This is a genomic window from Nocardia sp. GP40, from assembly GCF_050434125.1.
Taxonomy (GTDB): domain Bacteria; phylum Actinomycetota; class Actinomycetes; order Mycobacteriales; family Mycobacteriaceae; genus Nocardia; species Nocardia albiluteola.
This window is the reverse complement of the sequence record NZ_JBNPVW010000004.1, coordinates 209,893-229,933: the sequence shown is the minus strand read 5'-3', so window position 1 is coordinate 229,933 and position 20,041 is coordinate 209,893. Positions and strand designations below refer to the sequence as shown.

The 20,041-nt window shown below is 69.4% G+C and carries 14 protein-coding genes; 4 read left to right on the top strand and 10 right to left on the bottom strand.

What is annotated here, in order from left to right; all coding sequences use genetic code 11:
• Positions 1 to 50: 50 nt before the first annotated feature.
• Positions 51 to 2,432 carry a DHA2 family efflux MFS transporter permease subunit gene (locus tag ABH933_RS14235; RefSeq protein WP_429422816.1) on the top strand — a complete coding sequence of 794 codons (2,382 nt, stop codon included), beginning with the start codon at positions 51 to 53 and terminating at the stop codon, positions 2,430 to 2,432.
• Positions 2,433 to 2,807: 375 nt separating this feature from the next.
• On the opposite strand, the gene ABH933_RS14230 is transcribed toward ABH933_RS14235, so the two are convergent.
• The gene (locus ABH933_RS14230; RefSeq protein ID WP_429422818.1) at positions 2,808 to 4,505 is read right to left on the bottom strand and encodes a molybdopterin-dependent oxidoreductase; all 1,698 of its coding nucleotides are present in this window, start codon (positions 4,503 to 4,505) and stop codon (positions 2,808 to 2,810) included.
• 236 nt (positions 4,506 to 4,741) lie between these two features.
• Between ABH933_RS14230 and ABH933_RS14225 the strand changes: the two genes are divergently transcribed.
• Positions 4,742 to 5,977, top strand: coding sequence for a S1C family serine protease (locus tag ABH933_RS14225; protein WP_429422819.1), 1,236 nt, complete (start codon positions 4,742 to 4,744; stop codon positions 5,975 to 5,977).
• 90 nt (positions 5,978 to 6,067) lie between these two features.
• On the opposite strand, the gene ptsP is transcribed toward ABH933_RS14225, so the two are convergent.
• The 4 genes from ptsP to ABH933_RS14205 form a co-directional block, all read right to left on the bottom strand.
• A complete protein-coding gene (ptsP, locus tag ABH933_RS14220; protein WP_429422820.1) occupies positions 6,068 to 8,800 on the bottom strand; it encodes a phosphoenolpyruvate--protein phosphotransferase in 2,733 nt (910 codons plus the stop codon).
• 316 nt (positions 8,801 to 9,116) lie between these two features.
• Complete coding sequence (gene dhaL, locus ABH933_RS14215) at positions 9,117 to 9,737, bottom strand: dihydroxyacetone kinase subunit DhaL (RefSeq protein WP_429422822.1); 621 nt, start codon at positions 9,735 to 9,737, stop codon at positions 9,117 to 9,119.
• Between the two features lie 2 nt (positions 9,738 to 9,739).
• Positions 9,740 to 10,741 (bottom strand): dihydroxyacetone kinase subunit DhaK, encoded by a 1,002-nt coding sequence (dhaK, locus tag ABH933_RS14210; RefSeq protein ID WP_429422824.1) that lies wholly within the window; start codon positions 10,739 to 10,741, stop codon positions 9,740 to 9,742.
• A 13-nt stretch (positions 10,742 to 10,754) separates the two neighbouring features.
• On the bottom strand, positions 10,755 to 11,369 hold the full coding sequence (locus ABH933_RS14205) for an MIP/aquaporin family protein (RefSeq protein WP_429422826.1): 615 nt from the start codon (positions 11,367 to 11,369) through the stop codon (positions 10,755 to 10,757).
• A gap of 156 nt (positions 11,370 to 11,525) precedes the next feature.
• On the opposite strand from ABH933_RS14205, the gene ABH933_RS14200 reads away from it, so the two are divergent.
• Positions 11,526 to 12,281, top strand: coding sequence for an IclR family transcriptional regulator (locus ABH933_RS14200; RefSeq protein WP_429422828.1), 756 nt, complete (start codon positions 11,526 to 11,528; stop codon positions 12,279 to 12,281).
• 117 nt (positions 12,282 to 12,398) lie between these two features.
• Here the strand turns inward: ABH933_RS14200 and ABH933_RS14195 are convergent, their stop codons facing one another.
• The 3 genes from ABH933_RS14195 to ABH933_RS14185 all read right to left on the bottom strand — a co-directional run bounded on the left by ABH933_RS14195 (position 12,399) and on the right by ABH933_RS14185 (position 16,880).
• Positions 12,399 to 14,189, bottom strand: a complete 1,791-nt coding sequence (locus ABH933_RS14195) for an AMP-dependent synthetase/ligase (RefSeq protein ID WP_429422830.1) — start codon at positions 14,187 to 14,189, stop codon at positions 12,399 to 12,401.
• A gap of 352 nt (positions 14,190 to 14,541) precedes the next feature.
• Positions 14,542 to 15,372 (bottom strand): SDR family NAD(P)-dependent oxidoreductase, encoded by an 831-nt coding sequence (locus ABH933_RS14190; RefSeq protein ID WP_429422832.1) that lies wholly within the window; start codon positions 15,370 to 15,372, stop codon positions 14,542 to 14,544.
• Positions 15,369 to 16,880: a flavin-containing monooxygenase gene (locus ABH933_RS14185; protein WP_429422834.1), complete on the bottom strand. Its 1,512-nt coding sequence runs from the start codon at positions 16,878 to 16,880 to the stop codon at positions 15,369 to 15,371. The genes ABH933_RS14190 and ABH933_RS14185 overlap by 4 nt, the downstream gene beginning before the upstream one ends.
• Positions 16,881 to 17,001: 121 nt before the next feature.
• Between ABH933_RS14185 and ABH933_RS14180 the strand changes: the two genes are divergently transcribed.
• Positions 17,002 to 17,616, top strand: a complete 615-nt coding sequence (locus ABH933_RS14180; protein ID WP_429422836.1) for a TetR/AcrR family transcriptional regulator — start codon at positions 17,002 to 17,004, stop codon at positions 17,614 to 17,616.
• Between the two features lie 129 nt (positions 17,617 to 17,745).
• Here ABH933_RS14180 and ABH933_RS14175 read toward each other — a convergent pair whose 3' ends face one another.
• Entirely contained in the window at positions 17,746 to 19,347 is a 1,602-nt protein-coding gene (locus ABH933_RS14175; protein WP_429422838.1) for an MFS transporter, read from the bottom strand.
• A gap of 6 nt (positions 19,348 to 19,353) precedes the next feature.
• On the bottom strand, positions 19,354 to 19,854 hold the full coding sequence (locus tag ABH933_RS14170; protein WP_429422840.1) for a hypothetical protein: 501 nt from the start codon (positions 19,852 to 19,854) through the stop codon (positions 19,354 to 19,356).
• Positions 19,855 to 20,041 lie beyond the last annotated feature (187 nt).

Here is a 20,041-nt window from a genome sequence, read left to right as displayed (position 1 = left end):
TTCACGTACTCGCCCGCGGGCGAATCGCATCTGACAGGAACCCGAAACTCATGACCAAGCAACGCAATCCGTGGCTCGCGCTGTACGCGCTGGTCGTCGGATTCTTCATGATCCTGCTCGATATGACCATCGTCGCGGTGGCCAATCCGACCATCATGCACGACCTGAACACCGACATCACCAAGGTCATCTGGGTGACCAGCGCGTATCTGCTCACCTATGCGGTGCCGCTGCTGGTCACCGGCCGGCTTGGAGATCGCTTCGGCCCCAAGAACCTCTATCTGATCGGCCTGGTGGTCTTCACCCTCGCCTCGCTGTGGTGCGGGCTGTCCGGCAGCATCGACATGCTGATCGCGGCCCGCGCGGTCCAGGGCCTGGGCGCGGCGCTGATGACGCCGCAGACCATGGCCGTCATCACCCGCACCTTCCCGCCGGACAAGCGCGGTGCGGCGATGGGCCTGTGGGGCGGTGTGGCCGGACTGGCCACCCTGGTCGGCCCGATCCTGGGCGGTGTCCTGGTGGATCAGCTGGGCTGGAACTGGATCTTCTACATCAACGTCCCGATCGGCGTCGTGGCCTTCGCGCTGGCGGTGTGGCTGGTGCCCGCGCTGCCGGTGCACCAGCACAAGTTCGATCTGGTCGGCGTGGTGCTCTCGGCCGCCGGAATGTTCCTGCTGGTCTTCGGAATTCAGGAGGGCAACACCCGCAACTGGGACCGCTGGATCTGGACCATGATCATCGCCGGTGTGGTGGTGCTGGCCCTGTTCGTGGTCAACCAGGCCCTCAACAAGGGTGAGCCGCTGGTGCCGATGCGCCTGTTCCGCGACCGGAACTTCGCGTTGTCGAGCGTGGCGATCGCGTCAATGGGTGCGGCGATCACCGCCCTGATGGTGCCGGCCTACTTCTATCTCGAAGCGGTGCGGGAGTATTCGCCGACGCGTGCGGCGCTGGTTTTCGCGCCGATGGCGATCGTCACCGGTCTCACCGCGCCGTTCATCGGCAAGATCTCCGACCGGATGCCGCCGCGGATCATTCCGACCATCGGCTTCGTGTTGTTCGCAGCGTCGATCTTCGGATTCGCCACGTTGATGAAGCCGGACGGCTCGATCGTGGCGTTCATCGTGGTCGGCGGCGTCGCCGGTCTGTCCAACTCCTGCATCTGGGCGCCGCTGGCCTCGACCGCGACCCACAACCTGCCGATGGAGCTGGCCGGCGCCGGCGCCGGTGTGTACAACACGACCCGGCAGATCGGATCGGTCCTGGGCAGTGCGGTGATCGCCGCGCTGGTCTCCAACCGGATGACCGCCCAGCATCTCGGCGGCGGCAAGTTCTCCGAGGGTTCGGGCCCGGCGAAGCTCCCGGCGTTCATCGTGCATCCGTTCAGCACCGCACTGAGCCAGTCGATGTATCTGCCGGCCGCGATCCTGCTCATCGGCGTCGTCGCCTCCGCACTGTTCGTCAGGACAAAGGACGACACCCCTGTCTTCGCCTCCGCCGAAACCGAAGGGGCCGCGGCACTTCCGGTCGGCGAGGCGCCGACCACCATCGCCACGGCGGCCGAGGTCGTCCCGGTCGATCGGGCGAACGTCGAGGTGCTCGCGCCCGCGGTCACCGGTGGTGAACAACCGCTGTCGGTGCGGGTGCACCGCGAGGACGGGCGTCCGGTGTCGGGCGCGGCGCTCACGCTGATCGATCAGCGCGGACAGCAGGTCGCCCGCGCCGCGGGTGGCGACAACGGCGTCTATCGCATCGCGGCGCCGACTGCCGGGCATTACGTCCTGATCGCCTCGGCCAGCGGCCATCAGCCCGCCGCTGTCAACGTGACCGCCGGTGACCGCCACGCGCTGTGGGAGCTGACCCTGAGCGGAGACGGCGAGCTGTCCGGTGTGGTCACGGCCGGTGGCGGGCATCCACTGGCCGGGGTCACGATCACGCTCACCGATTCACGCGGCGAGGTCGTCACGGCCGGGGTGACAGGCGGCGACGGCGCCTACACCTGCCAGGGCACCGTCGCGGGGACGTACACCCTGGTCGCCGTGGCCGAGGGCCGGCAGCCACACGCGGTGACGCTGACCGTTCCGGAGTCGGGCACGCTGCGCTACGACGTCGAACTGGCCGCGACGGCGATGCTCACCGGCCGAGCCTGGTCGTCTTCGGATGTGGTCGCCGATGCCCAGGTGTCGGTACTGGATTCGGCCGGCCGGGTGATGGGCTCGGTATTCACCGATGCCGAGGGCAACTACCGCATCCCGGACCTGCCCGCGGGCGACTACACCGTCGTAGCCCGTGGATATCCCCAGGTCAGCAGCGAAGTATGGATCCACGGCGCAAACCTCACTCACGATGTGAACCTCGGTTACGAGGCCACCCCCGAGGCCGTGCCCGCCGAATACAGCAAGACCGGCTACGACGGGTCGCCCGACCGCACGTGAGCCGGGGTCGCCACGGCGACTGGATCATCGCACCGGACGGTGACCGGCGATTCGCCGGTCATCGTCCGAGCTGCCGATTTCCCGGGCCGGTGCAGGTTCGGGCCACTACAGCACGATCCAGCGGATCGGTCCCGAACAGCGCGGAGCCAGTCGCACTGTGATCTCGAGGCAGATGTGCACAAGCATCCGACGGCGGCAAGTCCTCCGCAAGCGCCCTTCTCGAGGACCTACACCTACCGGCGGACTCTGAGTACCGAAAGTTCCCGCGAGCACGGACCTTTCAGATGCCGAGTTTGCCGAACACCGCGATGGACTCACTGCCGCCACTCGAGCAGCCAACCCGATGACCGGTCCCGCCCTGGGACACGCCTCTGGTCACCCCACCCGGACGGAGATCGACGGGTAGCCCGTGGCGCCGTCCGGTACGACGTCCTGCTGGTCGGAGGTCTGCACCTGACCGGTGGCGTCGGTGGAGCGGGCGCGGATGGTGTGGGAGCCGGGGGTGGTGGTCCAGTCGTAGGCCCACTGGCGCCAGGTGTCGATGGAGGGGTCCGCGGCCAGGCGCGCGGGTTGCCATGGGCCGTCGTCGATTTGGACCTCGACGGCCTTGATGCCGCGATGCTGGGCCCAGGCCACGCCCGCCACGGTGACGGTGCCCGGCTTCGGATTCGCGCCGTCGTGCGGGGTGTCGATGCGGGTGCCGGTCTTGATCGGGCCGCGCTCGGACCAGCCGCGCTCGGTCCAATAGGCCCGTGCGCGATCGAATCTCGTGATCTCGATGTCGGTCACCCACTTGGTGGCCGAGACGTAGCCGTAGAGCCCGGGGACGACCAGTCGCACCGGATAGCCGTGTTCGATCGGCAGCGGCACGCCGTTCATGCCGATGGCCAGCATCGCGTCGCGGCCGTCGGTCACCGTGGCCAGGGGGCTGCCCGCGGTGAAACCGTCGACGCTGCGCGAGAGCACCATGTCGGCGTCCGCGTGCGGCCCGGCCTCGGCGAGCAGATCCGCGAGCGGGTATCCGAGCCACAGCGCGTTGCCGATCAGATCGCCGCCCACCGGATTCGACACACACGTCAGGGTCACCAGCCGCTCGATGGGCTTGCGAGCCTTCAGATCCGCGTAGTTCAACCGGATTTCGCGATCGACCATGCCGTGCACGCGCAGCGACCAGGTCTCGGAGCTGACCTGCGGGACGATCAGGGCGGTGTCGATGCGGTAGAAGTCGTGATTGGCGGTGAGATACGGGGTCAGGCCGGGGATTCGGAGATCCGCCGCGGGATCGACCGCCGGCAGCGGGGTGGGGGGCGCGGGCAGCTGGACGGTGGCGCGTTCGGCCGAGACGCTGTGCAGCACGGAGCCGACGATCCGGCCCGCGATCTCGGCGGCGGCGGCCACGACGCCGACACCGACGATGCCGAAGAGCACTCCGCGGCGAGCCATGTCGTCCCGGCGTCCCGAAGCCGTTGCGCCGGTACCGGTCTCGGGCCGATCGGCGTCGGTGTCCGGTCCGGCCGCTTCCTCGAGACCGGTGGCCGGTCCGGTCGCCTGCCCCGCCGGGGGCGCGGCGGCCGCCTCGTACGCATCCACGCGCCGAATCAGCCAGCGCAGCACCACGATTGCCAACGCCACCCCGATCAGCGACGGCAGCGCCCACGTCCACGGCGCGGCGGGCCGATTCACGGCCACGTACGCGGCCACCACACCGAAGACGCCGAGCAATACCGAACCCAGCGGCCGGCGCTGCTGCTCGATGCGCCCGGCGAATCCCGCCACGACGACCGCAGCCGCCGTCATCAGGATGAACAGCACCAGCTTGTCGTTGGTGCCGACGATGCCGATGACCCATTCCCGCACCTTGTCGGGAGTATGGTCCACCACCGTGCCGCCCAGGGCGGTCATGGGCGCGCTGCCCGAGCCGACCGGCACCGCCACCAGCTCGGCCGCACCCACCGCAAGGCCCGCCGACACGATGCCGCAGGCCGTGCGGAATCCCGAGCCGGATCCGCCGCCCGCCGCCGCGGAGCCGGGCTTCCCGGCGCTACCGCGCAGGTCGAGGCCAGAAGACGTCATATGCCGAGCGTACTGCGGTTTTCCACCGCCGAGACCGGCTCACGGGACCGGAACCCGGGTCGTCACGGATTCGTCAGAAATACCCCCGCCCGCCCCGGATGAACCCGGGGGCGCCCGGCGTTAGTAGCCATAGCGTGTGATTCCACGCACCGTGGTCGTTGCACGGTGTCTCCCCAGCTGCCTCTCAGGAATTGCGCGCTTAATGGATCCAGAGGGTTCCTGACCAAAAGGACGTGATGACCGTGTATCCGAATCAGGGGAGCTGGCCCGGGCAGCAACCGGGCCCGTACGGAGCACCTCCCGGGCCGTACCCGGCCCAGGGTGGCCGCCGGCCCCGCCATGGGCTGAACTTCACCGCCGTGGCCGCGCTGGTGCTCGCCCTTGCCGTGGGTATCGGGCTGGTGACAGCGCGATTCAGCGTGCACAACACGTCGTCGCTCCCGCCGATGGCGCAGTCGCCGGGCATCGTCACCCAGCCCATCGGTAACCAGACCGGTTCGGCGGATCTCACCGCCGCAGTCAACAAGGTCGTCCCGGGCATCGTCATCATCAATACCGAGCTCGGATACCAGAACGGCACCGCCGCGGGCACCGGGATCGTGCTGAGCCCCAACGGCGAGGTCCTCACCAACAACCACGTTGTGGAGGGCGCCACCAAGGTCGCGGTGACCGACGTCGGCAACGGCAAGACCTATGCGGGCACGGTCGTCGGCTACGACCGCACCAACGATATGGCCGTGGTGCGCATGTCGGGCGCCTCGGGCCTGCAGACCGCGCCGCTGGGCAATTCGGACAGGATCTCGGTCGGCGACAACATCGTCGGCGTCGGCAATGCCGGCGGTACCGGCACCCCGACCGCGGCCGCCGGACAGGTCACCGCGCTGAACCAGTCGGTCACCGCGTCCGACGCCGGGGCGGGCACGGCCGAGCAGCTGACCGGGCTCATCCAGGTCGCGGCCAATATCCAGGAGGGCGACTCGGGTGGCCCGCTGATCAACAGCGCCGGACAGGTCGTCGGCATCGACACCGCCGCGTCGGCCGCGCAGGGCTTCCACCTCGGAGTGCCCGGCGGGCCGGGCATCAGCATCCAGAACGGACAGCAGACCGGCGGTCAGGGCTTCGCCATCCCGATCAACAAAGCGGTCGGCATCGCCAAGCAGATCCAGTCCGGAAACGCCTCCGGCACCATCCACATCGGGCAGTCGGCCTTCCTCGGGGTCGGGGTCGCCGACGCCAACGGCGGGGGCGCGCTGGTGCGCAACGTCTTCCGGGGCGGATCGGCCGCGCAGGCCGGCATCGTCCCCGGCGACGTGATCACCGGCGTGAACGGCACGAGCGTGGATTCCGCAACGGCACTGACGAATACGATGGACCAGCATCACCCCGGCGACAAGGTGACGCTGCGGTACACCGATCCGAACGGGCAGAGCCAGTCCGGGCAGGTCACCCTCGCCCAAGGACCGGTCGGGTAATCGATCCGGGGGGCCCGGCCATCCCGTGACATCCGGGAATCCTCCGATGTCACGGGATGGCGAGCCCGGCGCCCCGCGGCGCCCTCATCGTCAACCCGTACACCCCGGCGACGGCTCGGCGCTTCGGTGTGGTTTCATCAACGCCCGGACCTGCGCGGCCGATTCGAGCGTGAGTGCCCACCTGGCCAGTGTCGTGCACTCGGCGAGGGGCAGCTCGCGCACGGCCGCCTTGGTCAGCGCGACGGCCGGCGGGGCGACACTGAGTTCGGTGACACCCAGGCCCAGTAGCAGCGGGATCGCGGCCGGATCCGCGGCGATCTCACCGCAGACCGCGACCCGGGTGTCCCCCGCGCCCTGGCAGACCTGGTCGATCAGGTGCAACACACCGGGGTCGAGTGGATCCGCCAGGGCCGCGACGGTGTCGTTACCCCGTTCGGCCGCCAGCGCATACTGGGTCAGGTCGTTCGTGCCGATGCTGAAGAAATCCACGTAGGGTGCGAACGCCGCGGCCTTGGCGGCGACCGCGGGAACCTCGACCATGATGCCGAGCTCGATCGAAAGATCCTGCGGGACAAGCTCGTTCAGTAACTCCCGGGCGGCGCGGACCTCCTCGACCGCGCTGATCATCGGGAACATCACGCTCACCGGATGATCGGCGGCGACCCGGACGATCGCGCGCAGCTGATCGCGCAGCAGCGCGGGATGGGCCAGGGCGAGCCGGATTCCGCGCAGCCCCAGGAAGGGGTTGGCCTCGCGCGGCTGCCGGATGTACGGCAGCGGTTTGTCGCCGCCGACGTCGAGGGTTCGCAGAATGACCCGGCGATCGCCGAAGGTGCGCGCGATCTCCCGGTACACCCGCTCCTGTTCCTCCACCGTCGGTGCGTGGTCCCGGTTCAGGAACAGGAATTCGGTTCGCACCAGTCCGGCCAGATCCGCGCCGGCCCGCACGGCGTCGGCCGCGTCCGCGACGCTGCCGACATTGGCGGCCACGTGGATCTCCGCCCCATCGAGGGTATGTGCCGGCAGCCGCGCCGCCGCGTCCGCGACGCGCTGCCGCTCGCGCTGTTCGGCTGCGCGAGTGGTGAATTCCGCGAGGGTGCCCGGGTCGGGATCGACGACCAGTAGCCCGGTGCCGCCGTCGAATGCCACCGTGGTCCCCTCGGCCACGGTGAGCACGCGCGGTCCGGCGCCGACGATCGCGGGAATTCCCTTGGAGCGGGCCAAGATGGCACTGTGTGCGGTCGGGCTCCCCTCGGCCAGCACGATTCCCATGACGATCTCCCGGTCCAGCGCCGCCACCTGGCCCGGGCTCAGCTCGGCCGCGACCAGAATGCCGGGGCGGCCGACGGTGTCGCCGCTGTGGCCGAACAGCGCCATGAGCACCTGATCGCGCACCGCGCGGATGTCGGCGGCGCGCGCCCGCTGGTACTCGTCGGGCAGGCGCGCCAATTCGCCTGCGGCATCGTCGAATACGGCCGCCCAGGCACTCTCGGCAGCCGCGCCGCCGACCACCCGCGCGCGGATCTCGCCAATCAGCTCGTCGTCCTCGAGCAGGAGCAGATGCGCCCGGAAGATGTCGGCCTCGGGTCCGGCGAGCCCGGAGGCGTCCGCGCGGTCGATATCGGCTTCGATCCGGCCACGGGCCTCCGCGATCGCGGCGTCCAACCGATCCCGTTCGGCGTCGGGATCCCCGGCAGGATCCCTCGGCAGCTCGAATTCGACCGTGTCCAGCCGCCAGGCGGGCCCGATCGCGATTCCCGCGGACGCCGGGAACGGGCCCGCGGTTCGTGCGGCGGGCACGCCGTCGATGCCCACCGCCGCGCTCGTGGACCGCTCTCCTGTCATCGGGGCACCCTCGTCGCCGATCCGGTTGCGCGTCACCGCGATCCGATCCGCAGCGGTGTCGAGGGCATCGGATGCCGTCGCCGCGATCGCGATGCCGTGCCCCGGGCCGGCACTCGGATCGAGTGACGACCCCTCGGCGGGCTCCTCGCCGAATCGATCCTCCGCCATCGCGACAACCCGGTCGACGACCGCCCGGGCGTCGGGACCGGTCGCGGAGATCTCGACCATGTGCCCGGCCAGCACCCCGAGCGCCGCGACCCGGGTGAGGCTGATGCCGGAGGCCGGTCCCGCGCCGGTGGTCAGGTTGCGCAGCAGCACCCGCACCTCGCGGCCGCGGATCGCACCGACCAGCATGGATGCGGGGCGCGCGTGCAGGCCGTGCGCATTGGTCACCCGGAAGGTCGCCACCGCGCTGCCGGCATTATCCTCGATATCACCGCCGGAGCCGTCCGCGGATTCGGCCGACCGCACAGCATCGCGCCCGCGAGACGCGCCGAGGGTTCCGGAACTTTCTGCGGCAGAGTCGGATTCGCGCAGTGCGCCCGAGCCCCCGGAAGTCGCGCCGACCGCGGCAACGTCCTGCTGCAGTTGAACCCGCTTGCCCAGCAGCGCATTGTCCGCCTCGTCGGCTGCCTCGTCCAGGTCGGCGCCGCCGGCCGCGGAGACCGCGGCGGCAATCAGTCCCTCGACGATGGGCGCCGCGCACAGCCGCGTCCGATGGGGAGATTCCAGCAGGTCCAAGGCCAGCTCGGCCGAGAGCACGGCGCTGCCCAGATCCATCAGGATCAGCGCGCCGTCGCCGGAATCGGCGGCGGCGATGGCCTCAGCAACGGCGACGGCGTCGGTGCCGAGGGTGGTCTCGTCCAGGCCCGCGGCGATCTCGATGCGAACGGGCGCGCCGTGCAGCATCTCACCCGCCAGCGCGACAGCGGCCTGCGCCAACGGATTACTGTGGGACACAATGACAATGCCGATCATGGGCACCACCCCGCGGCGCGCACGGTCCGCCCCGGCCCGGACACTCGGGACGACCACCCCGTATCAACCGGGTCGATAGCGGACCCACCCGCTCGGCAGCGGCATTCACCCGGCCGTGAGCACCGAACCCGCGGCCAGCGGGTTCCGATCCGCGCTGAATCCGTTGCGCGGCAGTCCGGGCGAGGCGCCAGAAAATCCTCAACTCGCCCGCCGACGCCCCTCAGCCGGAGCCGGCGGGTTCCGGACCGCACCGAATCCGTTGCGCGGCAGTCCGGGCGAGGCGCCGGACAGTCATCAACTCGCCCGCCGACGCCCATCACCGCACCGCCCCGCGTGCCGCCCGGACCAGCAAGACAGCACTGGTCGCGCCCGGATCCTGGTGTCCGACACTGCGTTCGCCCAGATAGGACGCGCGCCCCTTGCGCGCCTGCATGGGTATGGTCGCCGCGCAGCCCGCCTCGGCGGCCGCCACCGCGGCATCGAGCGCATCGCCCAGATCCGCTCCGGCCGTGAGGCCCTCATCCAGCGCATCCGCCGCCGGCGCCAGCGCGTCGAACATCGTCTTGTCGCCCGCCTCGGCCTTGCCGCGCGCCACCACGCCGTCGAGCCCGGCCCGGAACACCTTCGCGAAATCCGCCGTGCCCAGGGCATTCTCGCCGCAGGCCACGGCGGCCCGCAGGAAGAAGGTGCCGTACAGCGGGCCGCTGGCGCCGCCGACCGAGCGGATCAGCACCATGCCCGCCTGTTTCAGCGCGGCGGCCGGGTCGGTCGGTGCGGCCTCGTCGAAGGCGGCGGCGACCGCGGCCGTCCCCCGGCGCATATTGCTGCCGTGATCGGCATCGCCGATGGCCGCGTCGAGTTCGGTGAGGCGGTCGGCGTTCTCGTCGACGAGCGAGGCGAATTCACGCATCCACCGGACCGGATCGAGATCCGTCATTGTCACACTCCCCAGCGCAAGGCCGGCGTGCGCACCGGCGCGTCCCACAGGTTCAGCAGGTCGTCGTCGACCTTCGTCAGGGTGACCGAGCATCCGGCCATCTCCAGCGAGGTGATGTAGGGGCCGACCAGCGAGCGGGCGATGACCACCCCGTGCCCGCGCAGGATCCGCGCCACCTCGTTGTACATCACATACAGCTCCAGCAGCGGCGTGCCACCCATGCCGTTGACGAAGCAGATGACGTTGTCGCCCCTGGTGTACGGCAGATCGGACAGGATCGGCTCCACGAGCATCGCGGCGACCTCCCGCGCCGGGGCGAGCGGCACGCGGTGCCGGCCGGGTTCGCCGTGGATGCCGATCCCGATCTCCATCTCGGCCTCGGCCAGCTCGAAGGTGGGCTTGCCCGCGGCGGGCACGGTGCAGGAGGTCAGCGCCATCCCCATGCTGCGCGAGTTCGCGTTCACCGCGTCCGCGACCTGCGCGACATGTGCGAGCGGGCGGCCCTGCTCGGCGGCGGCGCCGGCGATCTTCTCGAGAATCACCGTTCCGCCGACCCCGCGACGACCCGCGGTGTAGGTGCTGTCCTGCACGGCCACATCGTCGTTCACGACCACGGCCATCACCTCGGCGCCGGTCTCGGCGGCGGCGAGCTCGGCCGCCATCTCGAAGTTCATCACGTCGCCGGTGTAGTTCTTCACGATGTGCAGCACGCCCGCCCCGGAATCGACGGCCGCGGTCGCGGCGAGTATCTGGTCCGGCACCGGCGAGGTGAAAACCTCACCGGCACAGGCGGCATCGAGCATTCCGGGCCCGACGAACCCGCCGTGCAGCGGTTCGTGCCCGGATCCCCCGCCGGAGACCAGTCCCACCTTGCCGGGCGCGGGCGCATCGGCCCGCAGCACCAGCTTGTTCTTCTCGTCGACCCGCAGCTCGGGATGCGCCGCGGCGATCCCCGCGAGGGCCTCGGCGACGATGTCCGCCGGATCGTTGATGAGCTTCTTCACTGCACTCTCCTTCTCACGCGGCGGTTTCGGCCGATTCGCGGACCGTTCCGACGGCATGGATGCGGGTCAATCCGTACGCTGCCACGGCGGCGGCTCCGGCGAGGAATTCAGCGGCCAGATACACCGGAGCCTGGGTCCAGGCGACGTGGCCGCCCCACAGCTGCTGCACCAGCATCGGGCCCAGCGTCCGGGCGGGATTGATCGACGCGCCGGTGGCCGGGGCGACCTGCCCGGCGCCCACGCCCTGCCCGTAGGCCGCCACGCCCAGCCCGACCTCGCTGGCGCGGCGCCCCAGCACGCCCAGGATCGCCAGCGATCCCAGGAGGGAGCCGGTCAGCTGCGCGGCCAGGTAGACGGGCACCTCCCGCCACGGGAACTGCCTGGTCAGCGCCAGTGCCAGCGTCACCGCCGGATTGATGTGATTGCCCGAGACATGACCGAACGCGTACGCGGTCGCGACGACGACCGTGCCGAAGGCCAGTGAGATCATGCCGAGGTCTGCCATCGTGAAGGGCGCGTTACCGTTCACGATGAGGGTCGCCGGTACCGCGCCGACGCCGATGAATACGAGGAAAGCCGTGCCGAGCACTTCCGCCGCGAGCCGCTGCGGCGTCCGCATTCCATCCATGGGAAACTCCAGATGCATTTTCGAACTAGATTCGATAATGTCGAATGATGTTCGAAGAGTACGCGGGTGTTGCGTAGCTCACAAGACCCGGACCGCGGCGGATTTTCCGACGCCGGCCGGCACGGTCCACACGATCCATCGGATACGGGAGTCCGCATGATCCAATCGGTCGATCGAGCGGTACGAATCCTGTTCGCGCTGCAGGGTTCCCGCCGCATGACGCTCTCGGAACTGGCCGGCGAGCTGGGCCTGGCCGCCACCACGGTGCACGGCATCGTCCGCACCCTGGCGGCCCACGGCGTCGTGGTGCAGGAGTACGGCGGCGGGCGGTATCAGCTCGGTCCGGCGGTGCTGCGCATGGGCAACGTGTACCTCGACACCCTGGACCTACGCTCCCGCTCCCTCACCTGGGCCCACGAGCTGGCCCGCGGCACGGGCCTGGCCGTGCGCGTCGGCGTCCTGTTCGGCGACGACATCGTCATCATCCACCACGAGCCCCGCCCCGACGGCACCCGCCAGATGCCCGAGGTCGGCATCGAGATCCCCGCCCACGCCAGCGCGCTGGGCAAGGCGATCCTGGCGTTCCTGCCCCGCACCGAATCCGGCCCGCTGCGCAGCATGACCGGCGAGACGATCACTTCGGTCACGGCCCTGGCCGACCACCTGAAGCCGGTCACCGCCTCGGGTGTGGCCTACGAATGCGACGAGGCCGTGCTCGGCGAATCCTGCGTCGCCGGAACGGTTTTCGATCGAACCGGCGCCCCGGTCGGCGCGGTCGGAGTGGTCATCCCCACCACCGACTGGCCCGCCCCGGTGCCCACCATCGACGCCGTCCGCACCGCCGCGCGCACCATCTCCCGCGAACTGGGCTCCACCCACTGGCCCGCACCCCGGCGGGACCAATCCGAGTAGCCACATCCGGCGAATCAACTTCGCACGGAGAGCATTCGGTGGCGCTGGAGCGAAAGCGCCGACGGCCCACCCGCACAAGCGGATGGGCCGTCGGATTCAGTTGTCACACAGCGAAGCTCAGCTGTAGATCGCATCCACTTCGGCGGCGCAATTCTTCATCACGACCGCGCGCTTCAGCGACATCTTCGGGGTGAGCTCGCCGCTCTCCTCGGTCCAGTCGACCGACAGGATGCGGATCTTCTTGATGGCCTCGGCGTGCGAGACGAGCTTGTTGGTCTCGGCCACGGCGGCCTCGACGTCGGCCACCAGGTCCGGGTTCTCGATCAGCTTCTCGAGCGGGGTGTCGGCGGGGAGGTTGTGGCGCTCCTTCCAGCCGGGCAGGGCGTCCTGGTCGAGGGTGATCAGGGCGCCGATGAACGGCTTGCCGTCCCCGACGACCATGACCTGGCTGATCAGCGGGTTGGCGCGCAGCGAATCCTCGAGCATGGCCGGGGAGACGTTCTTGCCGCCCGCGGTGACCAGGATTTCCTTCTTGCGGCCGGTGATGGCGACGAAGCCGTTGTCGTCGATGGCGCCCAGATCGCCGGTCTTGAACCAGCCGTCGACGAACGCGTCCTCGGTGGCCGCGTCGTTACCCCAGTAACCGCTGAACACGACCGGGCCGCGAACCAGCAGCTCGCCGTCGTCGGCGATCTTCGCGCCGTGGCCCGGGAGCGGGTGCCCGACCGAGCCGACGCGGATGTGCGCGGGGGTGTTGACCGTGATGGCGGCGGTGGTCTCGGTCAGGCCGTAGCCCTCATAGATAATGACGCCGACACCGCGGAAGAAGTGCCCCAGCCGCGAACCCAGCGGGCCGCCGCCGGACACCGCGGACTTGCACTGACCGCCCATGGCCGCGCGCAGCTTGGAATACACCAGCCTGTCGAACACCGCGTGCTTGAGCTTGAGCACCAGCCCCGGCCCGCCGGTCTCCAGCGACTGGCTGTACTCGATGGCGGTGTCGGCCGCGATGTCGAAGATCCGGCCCTGGCCGCCGTCGTGCGCCTTCTGCTTGGCGCCGTTGAACACCTTCTCGAACACGCGCGGCACCGACAGGATGAAGTCGGGCTTGTACTGGCCGAACTGCTCGACCAGTGTGGACCAGTCGGCGGTGTGGGCCACGGTGACTCCGGCGTCGAAGGCCGCGAGGGCCACCGCGCGGGCGAAGACGTGTGCCAGCGGCAGGAACAGCAGCGACCGCTTGCCCGCGCGCAGCTGGTCCGGCATCGTCGAGCGATCCGCGGCGGACTCGGCATACAGGTTCGAATGCGAGAGCATCACGCCCTTGGGGCGTCCGGTGGTGCCGGAGGTGTAGATCAGCGTCGCCGGGGAGGCGGCCTTCACCTGCGCGCGGCGCTCGTGCACGATCGCATCGTCCAGCTCCGCGCCGCGAGCGGTCAATTCGGCGACCGCACCCTCGGACAGCAGCAGGGTCTCCTTCAACTCCGGCAGCGCCGAGGAGATCTCGCCGATCATTGTGTGCTGCTTGGCCGTCTCGACCACCAGCAGCTTGGTCGCGGAATCCTGCAGGATCCACTTGGCCTGCTCGGCCGAGGAGCTGTCGAAGATGGCGACGGTACAGCCGCCGGCCGCCCAGACGGCGAAGTCCAGCACCACCCAGTCGTACTGGGTGGAGGCCAGGATGGCGACGCGATCACCGAGTTCGATGCCCGAGGCGACCAGCCCCTTGGCCACGCCCGTGACGGCCTGCGCGAACTGCTTCGCGGTCACATCGGTCCAGCCGCCCTTGCCATCCGGCCTGTTGAACACCACCAGGCCGGGCGTGCGCTCGGCGTGCCGGAAGACGCTGTCAGAGACATTCACGTCCTCGGGGATGGTGTAGGTAGCCGGGACTTCGAACTCTCGCATCGGTGCCCTTCCACGTGGTTTACTCGCCAGTAATCTACGCCACTCGCGCCGCGGTCCCGCACCCGACCGTCGAGCGGGCCGCGACCGGGCCCTCCCCCGGCTCGAGGCCGCCAGAAACCTATCCTATGGGCCGGTTTTATGCTGGTTACAGCGATTCGCCGAGGAAGCCCGCGAGTTCACGCACCGCGGCGGCCGCCGGGGCGACGAGCGAAGCCTGCAGCTGGGCCACATGCGCCTCGCTAGCGCTCGGCTCCGCCAGGAGCGAGAGCCCGGCTGTATCCGACTGCTCGCTTCGCTCGCGGGCGGCGCGGGATCGTTGGGATCGGCCCAGGGCGCGACTAGGCCGAGGTGATCACGGTAGGAAGCGCCGGGTCACGACGGAGGAGATGCGCTGATAGTAGGAGGCCGTGGTGCGCACGAACAGGTCCAATGCCTTGGCCTCCCAGCCGATCAGCACGCGGCCCTGCCCCTTGGCCACGGCCTCGGTGATAGTCCGCGCCGCCATTTCCGGGGTGTGCAGGGCCAGATGCTTGTCGAAGAAGGCCGCGAAGCCCGCCGCGTCGATCCCCTCGGCGTACGTGCCGTTGCGCGCGACCGCGGTCTTGATGCCGCCCGGATGCACGCAGGTGACCCGGACCGGCCGCTGCTCGACGAGCATCTCCTGCCGCAGGGCCTCGGTGAAGCCGCGCACGGCGAATTTCGCCGCGTTGTAGGCGCTCTGGCCGGGCACCGCGATGAGACCGAACAGGCTGGACACGTTGATCACGTGGCCCGCACCGGATTCGATCAGATGGGGCAGAAATGCCTTGGTGCCGTTGACGACTCCCCAGAAGTCGACATCCATGATGCGTTCGATGTCCTTGAACGCGGAGTCGACGACGTTGCCGTGATAGGCGATACCGGCATTGTTGTAGATCTGGTGCACGACGCCGTAATGCTTGTGCACCGTATCGGCGTAGAGCAGCACGGCCTCGCGCTCGGCGACATTGAGCCGGTCCGATGTGACCTGCGCGCCCAATGCCTCACAGCGGCGGACGGTTTCGGCCAGGCCCTCGGCGTCGATGTCCGACAGCGCGAGCTTCGCCCCGCGCCCGGCCAGGTTCTCCGCCAGCGCGCGTCCGATGCCCGAACCGGCGCCGGTGATCACGCAGACCTTTCCGGTGAAATAAGCGTCGCTGCTCACTGATGTGCCATCACTTTCGTTTCGTACGCCGACATGTCGAATTTTTCCAGCATCCGCCGGAAGCGGAACGTGAAGTCCGGCCACAGCGTGGTGTTGTTGCCGTGCTTGTCCAGATACCAGCTCGCGCAGCCGCCGGTGCTCCACACGCTGCCGACCAGCTTGCCCTGCAGCTCCCGGTTGAACGTGTCCTGCACGTCCTTGCGGACCTCGACCGTGCTCAGGCCGAGGCGATCGATGGTGGCGATCGCGTCGGCGACGTAGGCGATCTGCGATTCGATCATGTAGACCATCGAGGTGTGGCCCAGGCCGACGTTCGGGCCGAGCAGGAAGAACATGTTGGGGTAGTTGGCGATCGAGGTCCCCTTGTAGCCCTGCTGGCCGGACTCGTCGAAAACCTCTGCCAGCGTGCGGCCGTCGCGCCCGGAGATGGTCTCGAACGCCGGGGAATCGGTGACGTGGAAGCCGGTGGCCACGACGATGGCGTCGACCTCGCGCTCGGTGCCGTCGGCGGTCACGATCGATCCGGCGCGGATCTCGCGGATGCCCTCGGTGACCACGTCGACGTTGTCCCGGCCCAGCGCCGGGTAGTACTCGTTGGAGATGAGCATGCGCTTGCAGCCGATGCGGAAATTCGGCGTGACCTTCTCGCGCAGCTGCGGATCGGGCACCTCGAGGCGCAGCTTGGCCCGGGCGACCGTCTCCAGCGCTAGCATCGCGGGCGGGAACTTCGCTAGGCCCACGACCTGTGTCTCGCGCGCGGCATAGATCGCCGCCCGCGACAGCCGCTGCACACCCGGCACGTATTTGAAGGCCAGCCGCTCGGGCAGCGTGTACGGCCGGTCCATGCGGGGCAGCAGCCACGGCGCGGTGCGCTGATACAGATCCAGCTGCGCCACCTTCGGCGCGATGGAGGGCACGATCTGGATCGCGGAGGCGCCGGTGCCGATCACCGCAACCCGCTTACCGCTCAGATCGGCCTCGTGGTCCCAGCGGGCGGAGTGGAAGATCTGGCCCTGGAACTCGTTGATGCCCTTGATATCCGGCAGATTCGGCTCACACAGCGCGCCGACCGCGGAGATGACGATATCGGCGGTGAATTCCCCCTGGCTGGTCTGCACATCCCAGCGCGCCCGCGCCTGGCTCCACTGCGCGCCCAGCACCTCGCAGTCGAAGATGTGCTTGTCGCGCACGCCGTACCGGTCGGCCACGCCCTGGATGTACTGCTGAATCTCCGGCTGCCGGGAGAACGACCGCGACCAGTCCGGGTTCAGCGCGAAGGAATACGAATACAACTGCGAGGGCACGTCGCAGGCCGCGCCGGGATAGGTGTTGTCGCGCCAGGTACCGCCGACATCACCGCCGCGCTCGAGCACCACGTAGTCCCGGACACCCTGCTGGCTGAGCCGGATGGCCATGCCCAGGCCCGAGAACCCACTGCCGACGATGAGGATGTGCACGTGGCGGACATCCGGATCACCGACACCGCTGTCTGTAACCTTGCGACTCATGTACTCGAGGGTAGGGGCTTATTGATCGCGAGTCAACAACGGGGATGGTGAGCCGGCGGAGCTTGCGGAGCCGGCGGGGTGGGTGAGCTCAGTATTGACTCATGTTCAGTAAGATAGGGGCGTGAGTGGAAAAGATCCCGGTAAACGGGTGCGTCTGAGCCCCGAGGAGCGCCGTCACCAGCTCATCTCGCTCGGCACCCGGATGCTGCGTGATTGCGCCCTCGAGGACATCTCCATCGGTGAGATCGCCAAGCAGGCGGGCATCTCGCGCGGCCTGCTGTTCCACTACTTCTCCTCCAAACAGGAGTTCCACCTCGCGATCGTGGCCAACGCCAATGCCGAACTGCTGGCCCGCACCGCCCCCGACCGCACCCTCGAGCTGGGCGCCATGCTGCGCGATGCGGTGCGGCGCTATGTCGACTACGCCAGCGATAACCGGACCTCGTACCTGGCCCTGCTGCGCCGGCCCGCCGGCGCCGAACTGATGGCGCTGGCCGATGCCACCCGCGCCGCCCTGGCCACCCGCATCCTGGCCGAAGTTCCGCTGCCCCAGGACGATCCGGCCCGGCCGCGGCTGGCGCTGGTGGTGCGCGGCTGGATCGCATTCGTCGAGGAGGTCACGCTCAGCTGGCTCAGCGCCGAGACCATCACGCGCGAGCAGTTGATCGAAACGCTGGTCGAATCGCTGCCCGGGCTGGCGGCCGATCCGGTCCTGGCCGCGGCGCTGCGCGACTGACCGATGCCCCTGGGATAGCGGGCTTCTGCGAACGCCCCGGCGCTCCTACGGTTGAGACAGGGCCGGAGCAAGCGGCCCGGGGCGCGGAGGGGTCGTTCCGGACCTTGCTCCGGCCATCGCCCGCCTCGCTCAGGTCTCGTATTCGTACCCCGAACGATCGTGCCGCGGTAGCGAAACCGCCGTCACGACCGCCGCGACCAGCACCATGATGCCCGAAACCAGCAGGGCCACCTCGAGTCCGCTATGGAAGGCGGCGTAGGTGGCGTTGATGACCTGGTTGACGATCGGCCCGTAGGCCTGCGAGGCCGCCTGATCCCCGCCCGGGGGCACGTTGCCGGTCTCGATCGCGTCGATCACGATCGATTGGAAGTTGAGCGGCACCCCGAGCTGGTTGAGCCGGGAGGTCAAGTCCAAGTTGAGAAACGAGTTGACCAGCGAGCCCAGCGCGGCCACGCCGACGACCGCGCCGACCTGACGCATGGTGTTGGTCGCCGCGGCCGCCATGCCCGAATGCTCGGCGGGCACGCCCGAGAGCACCGCCGAGGTCAGCGGCACCACCGCGATGCCGAAGCCCAGTCCCGCGACCAGCAGCGACAACGCCAGCGGCACGAATTCCACTGTCACACCGAGAAATTGCCGTGTGAGCAGCAGCCCCGCCGCACCCAGCAGGCAGCCCACGATCATCGGGGTGCGGGACCCGCGCACCGCCACCCAGAACCCGGCGAACAGCGCGCCCACGATGATCGCCACGGCCATCGGCGCGAAGACACCCGCGATCTTCCAGCCCGAATAGCTCTGCACCTCCTGCAGATACAGCGCGGTGAAGAAGAAGATCGAGAAGATGCCGAAATACACCGCGAACGCGACGATCAGCGCGCTGCGCACCAAAGGCCGCTTCAGATAGGCGAAGTCGAACATCGGGTTCCGCGCGCGCATCTCGACCAGCAGGAATCCGACCCCGGCCAGGCCACCGATCACGAACAGGGTGAGCACCGAGGCGGCGCCGTACCCGACCTGCTCGCCCGAGATACCCGCGTAGATCACGCAGCCCAGAAATGTTGCGCCCAGCACGAATCCGGCGATGTCGACCGGTCCCGGCTGCGGATCCGCGCTCTCGGGCACGTAGCGCACCGCCGCGGCCAGCACCAGCACGCCCACGATCAGGTTGAACCAGAACACCGCCCGCCAGCCGAAGGCGCCGACCAGCAGTCCGCCGATGACGGGCCCGGCCGCCAGCGCCAGCCCCGACACCGCCGCCCACGCTCCCAGCGCCCGGGCCCGCTGCCCGCGATCGGGGAAGATGTGCCGGATCACCGACAGCGTCCCGGGTTCGGAGGCCGCGGCGCCCAGCCCCATCACCGCGCGCCCGGCGATCAGCACGCCCACGCCGCCGGCGACGGCCGAGAGCACCGAACCGGCGCAGAAGATCACCAGCCCGCCGATCATCACGCGCTTGCGGCCCCACCGATCGCCGAGCGAGCCCGCGGTCAGCATCAGGCTGGCGAAGACCAGCGTGTAGGCGTTGACCACCCACTGCAGCGAGACCACCCCCGCGTGCACGTCGGATTGGACGTTGCCGAGGGTCACGCTGACGATCGTGGTGTCCAGGAAGGTCACGAACAGGACCGCGGTGACGGTGAGCAGCGCGACGCGCGGCCGGTCGGCCCGCTCGTTCACGACCTCACCGGTGATGCTGCGCCACAGCGGTTTCGAGGCATCGGCCCAGGACATCGGGGCTCACTTGGCCGGCGTGGGCGTCGGCGTCGCGGTCGCACAGGCCGGGGGCGGATTGCCCTCCATGGTCAGCAGCGCGCAGAAGGTGGAGGCCGTGACCTTCCAGCTGCCGTCGGTCCGGATCGCCGAGCCCGGCTGCCCGACGAGTGCGGGCTTGCCGTTGAACAGCACCGTGAAGGTGACGGTGGCGTGGTCCGCGGTGGCACTGACATTCGATACCGTCGCGGTGGTGCTCTTGGCCATCGGGGTGCCGGCCTGCGCCTTGATCGTGGCCGCGAAGGCCTGACCGTTCTCCAGGAGTGCGATCTTCTCGTCGGCCGTGGTCTTGCCGTCGAAGAACTGCTGGTAGAGCTGGGTAACGGCCTGCGTGGCCGTGGCCGCCGGGGTGGTAGCCAGGCTGCTCGAGGATTTGTTTCCGGAGCCGCCGCAGGCGGCGGTGGTGGCCAGTACGGCCGACAGCGCGCAGACGGTGAACATGCGCGCCGCGAACGTCCCAGTGAACATGCCTGCGCCTCCCTCGGGTGGCTATTCCGACGGGCGTCCGTCTGGCGCGGGCATCGCCGCCGGACCGCCGTCGCACGCCGTGGTGGCACGCGGCGACGGGTGCTTGATCAACTCCCTAGACAGTACTCGCCGGAACCGGACGGCGCGCCCCGATTGGCGGCGGTCGTTACGGCACCGAATTCGACGG